The 9829-nt window shown below is 37.9% G+C and carries 8 protein-coding genes and 1 pseudogene; all 9 read right to left on the bottom strand.

Annotated elements, in window-relative coordinates:
* Positions 1-553: pseudogene (locus ABLA76_RS14415) on the bottom strand (IS1 family transposase); the annotation flags it as partial.
* A gap of 193 nt (positions 554-746) precedes the next feature.
* Positions 747-2831 carry a peptidase domain-containing ABC transporter gene (locus ABLA76_RS14410; RefSeq protein WP_348988447.1) on the bottom strand — a complete coding sequence of 695 codons (2085 nt, stop codon included), beginning with the start codon at positions 2829-2831 and terminating at the stop codon, positions 747-749.
* Between the two features lie 2 nt (positions 2832-2833).
* Positions 2834-4105, bottom strand: coding sequence for an HlyD family efflux transporter periplasmic adaptor subunit (locus ABLA76_RS14405; protein ID WP_348988446.1), 1272 nt, complete (start codon positions 4103-4105; stop codon positions 2834-2836).
* Positions 4095-5255: a cupin domain-containing protein gene (locus ABLA76_RS14400; protein WP_348988445.1), complete on the bottom strand. Its 1161-nt coding sequence runs from the start codon at positions 5253-5255 to the stop codon at positions 4095-4097. Before ABLA76_RS14400 ends, ABLA76_RS14405 begins: the two co-directional genes overlap by 11 nt.
* Before the next feature lie 394 nt (positions 5256-5649).
* The gene (locus ABLA76_RS14395; protein WP_348988444.1) at positions 5650-6027 is read right to left on the bottom strand and encodes a hypothetical protein; all 378 of its coding nucleotides are present in this window, start codon (positions 6025-6027) and stop codon (positions 5650-5652) included.
* A 21-nt stretch (positions 6028-6048) separates the two neighbouring features.
* Complete coding sequence (locus ABLA76_RS14390) at positions 6049-6513, bottom strand: hypothetical protein (protein WP_348988443.1); 465 nt, start codon at positions 6511-6513, stop codon at positions 6049-6051.
* A 296-nt stretch (positions 6514-6809) separates the two neighbouring features.
* Positions 6810-8324 carry a conjugal transfer protein TraG N-terminal domain-containing protein gene (locus tag ABLA76_RS14385; protein WP_348988442.1) on the bottom strand — a complete coding sequence of 505 codons (1515 nt, stop codon included), beginning with the start codon at positions 8322-8324 and terminating at the stop codon, positions 6810-6812.
* Entirely contained in the window at positions 8321-8671 is a 351-nt protein-coding gene (locus tag ABLA76_RS14380) for a hypothetical protein (RefSeq protein WP_348988441.1), read from the bottom strand. Before ABLA76_RS14380 ends, ABLA76_RS14385 begins: the two co-directional genes overlap by 4 nt.
* Positions 8672-8679: 8 nt before the next feature.
* A partial coding sequence (locus ABLA76_RS14375; RefSeq protein ID WP_348988440.1) for an integrating conjugative element protein occupies positions 8680-9829 on the bottom strand: 1150 nt, incomplete at its 5' end.

The following is a 9829-nucleotide window of genomic DNA, read 5'->3' as shown; positions in this document are numbered from 1 at the left end:
GACGTCCATCACATCACTACAGTTTTCTTCCGGAAGGCCATGATAAACAGCATCATCATCCGTGCAATAAAACCGAATATTAAAGGGCAATAAGAGAGCAAGTAGCTTGTCTAACGTTTTCTACTGCGATCGCCAAAAACATGGGTCACTATTCGTTTCAGGCGGGGTTCCCAAGCATACCAAAGCCAGCGTTGATTTTTCTTGTTCCCCACAAACGCCCATTGCTCATCGATTTCACAGATAAGTTGAATATTATTTCCATCAAAGGGCAGTGTCGTTACGTTTCGGGGTGTGAGGTTTTTAACGTTTTCATGACGGTGGCTGTGGCGACTTTCAGGACGCGAGCGGTGTCATGAATTCCCCCGTTATTCATTGCCATATCCACAATTTACTCTTTCACGCCCGGTTTACAGGCTTGATAGGTGTATTCCAACTGAAAAACTTTACAACAGGTATAGCAGCGATAACGAGGATGTCCGCCATTCCCTTTTCCATGTCCCTTGACATGTTCTGATTTGTGACAATAACGGCAATAGACGTCAACTTTGACCATGCTTCACCCTTAAAAAGCCGGAAGCATATCACTACAGCTAACTATTTAATAGATGACCCAAAATGTAGCATAATTAGGATCATCTATTTAGTTGCCAGAAGACGTTTTAATTTTCCAAAATTGATGTGAACCTGTTCCTTTTAGATAAATTGCCCTTGAATAACAAATTATCATATTGGAACAGGAGTTTCATTTAAGCATTTAAATTAATAATTATATTTGCAGATTCAATTGTTTCTTTTCTATGTGCTACCATTATTTTTGTAATGTTCAAGCCTTTTAGATTAGATGAAATTACCATTTCATTCTCAACATCAAGGTGACTAGTTGCTTCATCTAAAAATAAAATTTTAGGATCTTTGTATAATGCCCTCGCCAAACATAATCTCTGTTTTTGGCCTCCAGATAAAACAGTCCCCATATCTCCAATTAATGTTTCATATTTCATCGGCATTTTCATTATATCATCATGTATTGCAGCTATTTTAGCACAATTTACCGATTTTTCTATATCAGGTTCTTCATCGAAAAAAGTTATATTATCCATAATGGAACCAGAAAATAATGCATCATCTTGTGCAACATAACCTATACTATTCCTGATGCTTTTAATATGAGATTCATTAACTACAACATTCCCAATTATGACTTTCCCTTCTTTAGGTAGAATACTACCCATCATCAAATTAAGCAATGTTGACTTACCACATCCAGAAGCCCCTATTATAGCAGCAGAACCTCCAGCCGGGATATTGAAAGATAAATCCTTTATCAAATAAGGGGAGTTATCATTATATTTAAAACAGAGATTTTTAACTTTTACATTACTTGAAGATAATTCTTTTTCCTCCATAGATAAATCAGAATTAAACTCTTTTTCAGTTAGAACAATATCCGATAATCTCTCAAGATGAATTCCTAGCATTTTCAACGAAATAAACTGATCAATAAGAGATAGAACTCTAGACTCAAATTGAGATTTATATGCCAAAAATGACATTAATATTCCAATGGTAAATACATTATCAAATATAAGAAGTGAACCCAAATACACTATCAATATATTTTGAACACCAAATAATATTTTATTAATAAAAGAAAAAAGCAAAGATAATCTTTGAGTTTTAAGACTTGAATTAAGTGTATCAATAGATAATGATAACCACGAGTTATATCTATAACTTTCTTTCCCGAAAATTTTTATCGTTTTTATCCCTCTTATTGTCTCCATAAAGTTAGAACTTAGCTTTGCTGCATGAGCGATATTTTCTTTAGAAATTTCTCTTAAAGGAAAATACCATGCAATTCGTATAGCCATATAAATAATAAGTGTAATTATTGATATTAAAGTCAATTTAAAATTATACATTAACATAATAAAAAACGTAATTATAGATACAAAACTATTACATATAGAGATAAAAAAAGAAGATGTTAAAGTATTTTGTATACTATCAATAGAAGAAAACCTTGATATTATGTCACCTAAGTGCCTTTTTCTAAAAAAATCTATTGGCAAACTGATTAAATGTGTAAAAACATTTGATTTCCATTGTATGTTCAAGTTAGTACTAATATATGTAGTTAATAAACTCTGTACAATAGTTATAACTTGTTCAAAAATGAGTAATATACCAAATCCAAACGATAACAATAAAATTAAATTTTTGTCTTCAGAAACAACTCCATGGTCAATTATTAATTGCATATAATATGGACTAATAAGCGCAAAAAATTCTAGTACAAAAGCTAATAATAATATTTTTATTATTGATTTTTTCACTCCTGATATATTTCTAATAAACTTTGAAATATTTACTTGCTCTTTTAAAATATCCTTTTTGAAATCATTATTCGGCCAAAACTCAATAGCGATCCCTGTAAAATAATCGGAAAAATCATCAAAGCTTAAGTGTCTTATACCAACACTTGGATCCATGATAATTATTTTTTTTGATGATACCTTTTTTAGCACCACAAAATGATTAAGCCCCCAGTGGAGAATACACGGTAGTGTCAGTTGTTCTATTTCATCAATATCTAAACGAATTGCTCTATAGCATAGATTCAGTTCTTTAGCATAGTTAGTAATATCATTAAGGTTTATACCAGTAAGGGGTATAGAGAATTTTCTCCTAAGTGAAAGTAAATCAATCTGATACCCGTGAAAAGAAGCAATGGACGCGAGGCAGGCTAAACCACATTCAGCCATTTCTGTTTGCAATATAACTGGCAAATTATTAGAAGACCAAAATCTAATCTGATTTAATTTTATCATTTTTAAATACTATTATTTATTGAAAATAAAGGTTCAAATATCCACTCATATAATTTTCTTTTTTCATGCAAAATGTCCGCATCAAGAGTCATTCCAATCTCCAATGGTTTCTTGATTTTATTAATTTCAATATATTGTTTTTCAAGCTCAGCCTTTATTAAGTAAACTGGCTCATTTGTGGCATTTAATGCTGGAAATACACTTCCTATACTTTTTACTTCTTGAGCAGCCATAGCAGATCGACCAACAGATGTAACTTTTGCCTTGAATATTCCAAATTTTTGATATGGATATGCTAAATATTTTATATTTACAATATCTCCGCTTTTTATAAACCCTATAGACTGATTAGGTACATATAAATGAAGAACAAGATCTTGGTTACTAGGAACTATACTCAATAGTAATGTTGATTGATCCACATATGAGCCTAACTCAAAATTGTTAATATTAACAAAACCGGATGAATTGGCTCTTATTACAGACTCAGTCTGACTTTCAATATTTAAGATTTCTTGGTTAACAGAAGACAATACTCTTTCTATTTCTTGCCTTTCTATAATTTTTTTTAATGGAGCATCTTCAATTTCCAATTCTTTTTCAGTAATTAAACGATCTATTTCTATAAGATCCTTTTTAGTTACATTTAGTCTTTCTAATTGTTCTAACTCATTACTCTCAATCGAAGACATATATTCTTTTGATATAAAACCTTTTTTTTCCAAATCTCTATATCTATATGTATTTTTCCTTAAATCATTTAATCTTCTTTTTTGTATTTTTATCTGAATTTTTATTTGCTCTTTTTGTTTAATTAAACCATTAAGATTATTTTTAAGCAACTCAATTCGGTTAATTTGAAGAGACTCCATTTTATTGATCTCTTTAATTAATGTATTTTTCTTTAGAATTGCTTGTTCTTTTAAACTATCCTGTAATGTTCCTTCATTTATATACTGAGCCTTATAAATAACACCTAAAACATCCCCTTTTTTAACAAATTGTCCATCCTTAACCTTAATATCACTAATAACACCAATTTCTTTAGAGTAAATCTTAGACATTCCATCTTTAGGATAAACCTGACCTTTTATTGATGTTTTTCTAGAATATTCAGTGGAAATGATAAATATAATAATAAATACCACAAGCAAGCTGGAAAGGTATGTCAATACAGTAAATATAAATGGACTGGTCAAAACCATTTGACCAGCCATAGGTATTGATTTTTTTTTCAAAGCCTCTTGACGAAAAAGGTCGCCTTTATAAATCATTTATAATTTCTAATATATTTTGATAACCAAGATTATAAATCAGCTCTTTCATTTTTTCATGCATTTCTGTTTCAAAGAAAGAGAGTAATTTTTTAAGAGAAATATATGGATTATCATCAATTTTCTTGAGTAATTCAGTAGAGCCATGATCTAAATTTAATTTAATCCCATTACAAATGACATATCCATCATCTATAGATAAATTATTATTTGAATTTATTCTTAAACATACTTTATCAGGTAATTTATTATTATTACAAAATAGATCTAAATTCAATTTATTTGGTATTCTTTGTTCTGAGCCAATTGATTGTAAAAATTCATTATATGCTTCTTCTGAACTTAAATATTCAAAAATAAACTTTGATAAATCCTCAATTTCACTTTTAGCTTGTGACCATGATCTAGGAAGAGATTTTCTCCCTATCTCAAAATCATTTATTTTATTTGATAACCAATATAAATAATTAAAGGCATAAGGTGGAAAAACTCCAACAGATAAATGTATAGTCTCTTCACCAACAGGTAATGGATTATGCCACCAACCTCTTGGAAGATAAAGAACATCTCCAGCCTCTAATACGAAATCATCATATGGTTCAAAAGGACATGGATATATATCCTCCATATCTTTTGATTGATGTACATACAAAGGGTTTTGAAATGATGGTTCATAAATAACCCATCTTTTTTTACCAGTTAGTTGTATTACAAAAATATCCCTGCTATCCCAATGGGGTTTAAATGAACTTTTCTCTCCATAAGCTAAATATATACTTGAAAAACTATGACTATCTGTAAATGAAGAACAACATTTAGCTAAATAATCAATTTTAGGTTCGTTGATAATACCATTTGCAACTAATGTTGCACCAGCATTTAAATAATCATATAATTTAGAGTAAATGTATCTATATCTTGTATTCCCTAAATCTTGATAAGATTCCATGTATTCTCTTTTATCTAGAATACCATTATACATTAACTTAAGTCCTTCAAATGACTTTAAGTCAGAACGATTGTATATATCTTCTATTTCATGCCTGTTTATAAAATTCACATCATATATACCCTTAAATACATATGGTTTTTTTTCAAAAAAATTATCTAAAAAATATTTTTTTTCAATATTGAAATTAATTGTCATCATATTTACTACTTTTACAATAAATGTAGATACTAACAGAAATTAATTATGGTAATTTGAACATGAGTTGTGCATCATAATCAAAACGCACTATACCAATCCAACTTCAAGATGCATGTTATATTTCTCCGCTGCGCGGGGAAATATAAGGCCTCGCGTCGTCTTTCGGATTGCAACTTGAAGTTTATCGTGTATATATAAATAATAAGTAAGAATACTAAACACACCCCAAGTTCAAAATGATGTATATAATAAGATTATTATCTAAGGAAGTATCTAAATATGTATAATTATGCGTTTATTTCAAGGGATGAAATCACACATTCTATTTATATCAAATGGAATTAAATCTTATTAAGTGAAATTTAATCACATATAAAAAGATACTAGGTTAATATTAACAATAATTACAGCCTGTATCCCCGCAGTAGTGACTTCCACTTGCTGGTACTGGAGGTCTTGTAAATAAATCCCGTACAAATGATGAGCCTGCAGCCCTACGACCAGCCTCAGCACCTGCAGCTTGCCCAACTACTCCCCCCCCTAATCTACCGGCAAGACCTCCAACAAGCGCACCACCTACAGTACCAATTCCAGGTAAAAGACTTCCAACCCCAGCACCCGCAACAACTCCAGCCTGAAAGCCAGCCAAACCTCCAATCTGTTTACCAATCACACCTCCAGCTGCTGCCCCTGCTACCTGATTTGTGAAGCTAGGGCCTGTATCACCAGCACCAGAAACTAAATCAAATTCTTGAATTGTTAATTCGCGCATAATAAATTTCTCTTATTTAGTTTAGTTAAAAATTTTCATAATTAAATATACAATCACACTATAAAAAATCAAAAATAACAGCTTTAATGAGAAGTCATATTTAATAATTCCTGATAAGAATATATATACAAAAAAAAGAATTACTAATACCACAATAAAAATTAAAAATGCGATTAATTTAAATGAAAAAATAGTATTTTCATTTAAAAAATCATAATCTCCATTTCTATATTCACCTTTTAAGAGGTGAAATTCATTAACCACTTTAACAATCATGCCAATGAAACAAACCAACAACATTATCGCAATAATGTAGTCTACATATTCAAAAACAGGATCACCAATATCAAATATAGCCATAGAAAAAATATATATAAGAAATAAATTTAAAAAGAAAATTTCTTTCCTAAAAGGATCTAAATTTTTTAATTTAGAATGATTATTTACTATGACAAAAATTGATTTTTTACAATTATCTTTTTTCATTAAATCTATAACAATCCATTTAGCAAATAACTTTTATTCCCACACACTTCGAAACAATATATTGAAAATTGTAACAAGTCAATATAATTTACATATTAACCTGTTAATTTATCAAGGTAATTTTATGAGTGGTTAAATGTAAACCGATTAATAAAACTTGTTTATATCATTTGTTCAAGAAATTGAACTTTCACCCACACTCGCTTCCGTTTTGTCCTGATATATTAAGTTTTACTTATTAACAATCCGGCTTTGCGGTGGAATTACCAATTCCTTTATGACAAAAACGTGTCTCACTACTTTCCCTTCGACAACAGCTTCTGTATCACCATCTGCCCGAACATACCGGCGGATTGTCTGACCTGTCCCACGCCCTGGCTCATCATGCCTGCCATATCGCCCATTCGCACCCCGGCCCACGCTAATGCGCCCAGCCAGACCATCGGCAGCACAATAAACAACGTGCCCATCACCAGCCCCATAATCAAATCGTCCGAGGTGTTCTGAATGCCTGCCAGATTAAACAGGCTATGAGTGTCTGAGCCGTACAGGGCGTCCAGTAAATAGCTGTCCAGCCAGCGGGCGGTTTCCCACCAGAAAGTCAGAAAATTCAATGCGAAGAGGGCGAATGTCAGTGTGAGTACCGTCTTAAGTTCATAGGCGGCAAACAGCAGGATCAGCGGAATTAAGATATACAGCGCCATCAGGATCACCGCCTGCATCATAGGTAAAGTCTGCCGCACCGCATCAAACATCGGCATACCGAGTAATCCGCCCAATAAAGCACCTGCCGACGCACCAACCCGGTTGCCCGCATCCAACAAGGTAGGATCAGCATTGCCGCCATAACCCGCATACACATAGCCTTCCTGAGATACGGTCAGATTGACCGGGCTGACCAGACGGCGGATCACCGTCTCTTTATATTCGCGGGTTTCTTTGCCCAGCATTTTGAGGGCGGCCGACAGACGCAGCCATAATCCCGGATCAGCCTGAGCCAATACTCGGGCCTCCAGTCCGGTTTGGGGGGTTGACCACCAGGCCTGGCAGGAGGGATAACCGCCCTGCCCGGTATTGGGTCGGCCACTGTCCCGGTTTTCATTCCACGGAAAATGGGCGCGGGGCGTTCGGGATTGCAGGGTGTGGTAATCGCCGGATAAGAAGGTGCGACTGCCCAGCCATTCAATATCATGCAGGGTGGCCGGTTCGGTGGTTTGTCCCTGATACCGTTGCTTCCACTGATACAACGCCAGGGCATAACAGTCATTAGTGAAATCCTGCAATTCCGCCGCCAGTGCTGGGCTACTGATACGGGTATGCTGCACCTCAAAACGCAGCTGCCTTAAATCCGGCCGGCAGGGAATGGAGGCCACCGCCGCTTGCGTTAATCCTTTTGACAGCCGGTGTACCACGGCCCACCAGAGGGGCACCGCCGCCGTCTGATTATTCAGGCTGGCGATCACCGGCGCATAACCACTTTTATCCGGCGCTTTCGGTGTCCAGATGCCACAGCTTTTGGCGCGGGACGGGTCATACTGAAGGGTAGTGAGGCTGACATTGACCAGCGGCACACAGCACACCACCATCACGAAGAAGGCGCTGTACAAGGTATTTTCGATCCGGGCCAGTGACTGCAATCCACCACGGCCTTCCTCTTCGCCACACTCTCTCACTTTCAGCCAGACCGCGATGACCTTTATCACTAAAGGTGTTGTAAACAACCCGGTGGCAATCAGAATTTGCCATAATCCGTTATTGACCACCCAGCCAAGCAGGGTCAGAAAATATTCCAGATAGCTGTTGGTGGTCATGCAATTTCCTCAAGATGGCCTGACAGAACATATTCACCCAGCAGGATCAATAACAGGCAGGCGACCATCATGCGCATTAAGGGAGCACGATATTCTGGTCTGCGTTTTACAACCTGCCCAATTTTCCATCCGCCCCAGCCTAACGTGGCATAAAGGCATCCCCGCCAAACCCGCCAAATTGATTTTGTTTCCACCATCCACTGATTCAGCGCGGACATTTTTTCGGGATATGCCATGCCTGCCCAGCCCATCAGCAATGTGATGGCCATCACGACGATGATGGCCAGTAATACCCTGAACCCTTTTTTCACTTTCAGGATAGAATGCGACTTGATTGTTTCTGCCATACTCCACCTTACCGCCGTTCACTGTGGGGCACTTCCAGCTGATAAAAACGCGCATCGGTACTGTCCGGCACTTGCTTTTGGGGATGGGCTTCAATGCGGCGGTTTTCCCGTTCAATAATGGTCAGGATAGCGTTGCGCGACAGTTCCCGTTTCAGCCACATTTCATTTTTCAGCGCATTGATTTCCCGATCCAGCGCCTCAATCCGCCGTTCCCCTTCGGCCAGGGCTTCCGGCTGGGCAGCCGCATTGGGTTCTGACATGCCGGTGATTAACATTCGCCGCATCAGCAATGCCGTCTCGGTGGTCCCGGCCATCGCCAGTTCCCCCGCCAGACGTGCGGTCAACGCGGCACTGTCCGGATCTCGCTGCAATGCCTGAATGACCCCTTTGGTCACGGCCAGACTGCCGGTTTTCAGTCTGGCCAGATTAGCGGCGGTCGGTTTTTCCGTGCCATTGAGGAGTTTCACCAGCTGTTCAATATTAGTTTTTGTGTTCTCTTCCAGCATCGGGGCAAAGCCGGTGCTGGCCACCGTTGCGCCCGGTTGCTGGGACGCCCCACCGCTGGTGCATTCTGCGGCATTGGCACAGGTACGGATAGCCCGGTCGCCCAGCACTTTCACCACAGCTGCCGCCGCTTCGGTGGCATTCTGGAACTGGCGGCAGGCACCACCATTACACTGTTGGTGGCTGACGGAAGCCTGACTCAGTACCGGCAGATGATTCATCATATTAAACCCCGCGCTGGCTAAATCCCGCGTGGGCCGGATGGCATTCTGCCCCTTGCCCCCCTGCTTCTTCCCGCCAATCCACGGATGCCCGCCTGTGCCGGTCGATTTGCTGCCGGCATTATTCACCCTCACTGCATCCGCATCCCCGCTGTTCACCTGCGTTTTGTATTCCTGCATCGCGGCCGATTGGGTCCATTTACTGTTTTGCGCAAAATCCATCATCCGTCTGGCCATGTTCTGGCAATTAAACTGGGCCTTGTCGAATGCCACATTGGCCTGTAAAACGCCATTGGTCAGCATGTCATACAGACCGGGATTAGCACGCTGGATTGCCATGGCAGGAAGACTGGCCACTGCGCCGGTTGCCCCCTGAATGACATCACTCATCAGGTTCTTAAACCCCGCCGTGATACCGTTCAGCTGGTTGCCG

The sequence above is a fragment of the Xenorhabdus sp. SGI240 genome, from assembly GCF_040081915.1.
In the GTDB taxonomy this organism is placed as follows: domain Bacteria; phylum Pseudomonadota; class Gammaproteobacteria; order Enterobacterales; family Enterobacteriaceae; genus Xenorhabdus; species Xenorhabdus bakwenae.
Note: the sequence above shows the minus strand (reverse complement) of the source record. Positions and strands in the feature narration are given on the sequence as shown.

Coding starts and splice junctions, on each gene's coding strand:
- ABLA76_RS14405 (WP_348988446.1), bottom strand. CDS start 4,105: ATGATTTATAAAGGCGACCTTTTTCGTCAAGAGGCTTTGAAAAAAAAA.
- ABLA76_RS14385 (WP_348988442.1), bottom strand. CDS start 8,324: ATGACCACCAACAGCTATCTGGAATATTTTCTGACCCTGCTTGGCTGG.
- ABLA76_RS14390 (WP_348988443.1), bottom strand. CDS start 6,513: ATGAAAAAAGATAATTGTAAAAAATCAATTTTTGTCATAGTAAATAAT.
- ABLA76_RS14400 (WP_348988445.1), bottom strand. CDS start 5,255: ATGATGACAATTAATTTCAATATTGAAAAAAAATATTTTTTAGATAAT.
- ABLA76_RS14395 (WP_348988444.1), bottom strand. CDS start 6,027: ATGCGCGAATTAACAATTCAAGAATTTGATTTAGTTTCTGGTGCTGGT.
- ABLA76_RS14410 (WP_348988447.1), bottom strand. CDS start 2,831: ATGATAAAATTAAATCAGATTAGATTTTGGTCTTCTAATAATTTGCCA.
- ABLA76_RS14380 (WP_348988441.1), bottom strand. CDS start 8,671: ATGGCAGAAACAATCAAGTCGCATTCTATCCTGAAAGTGAAAAAAGGG.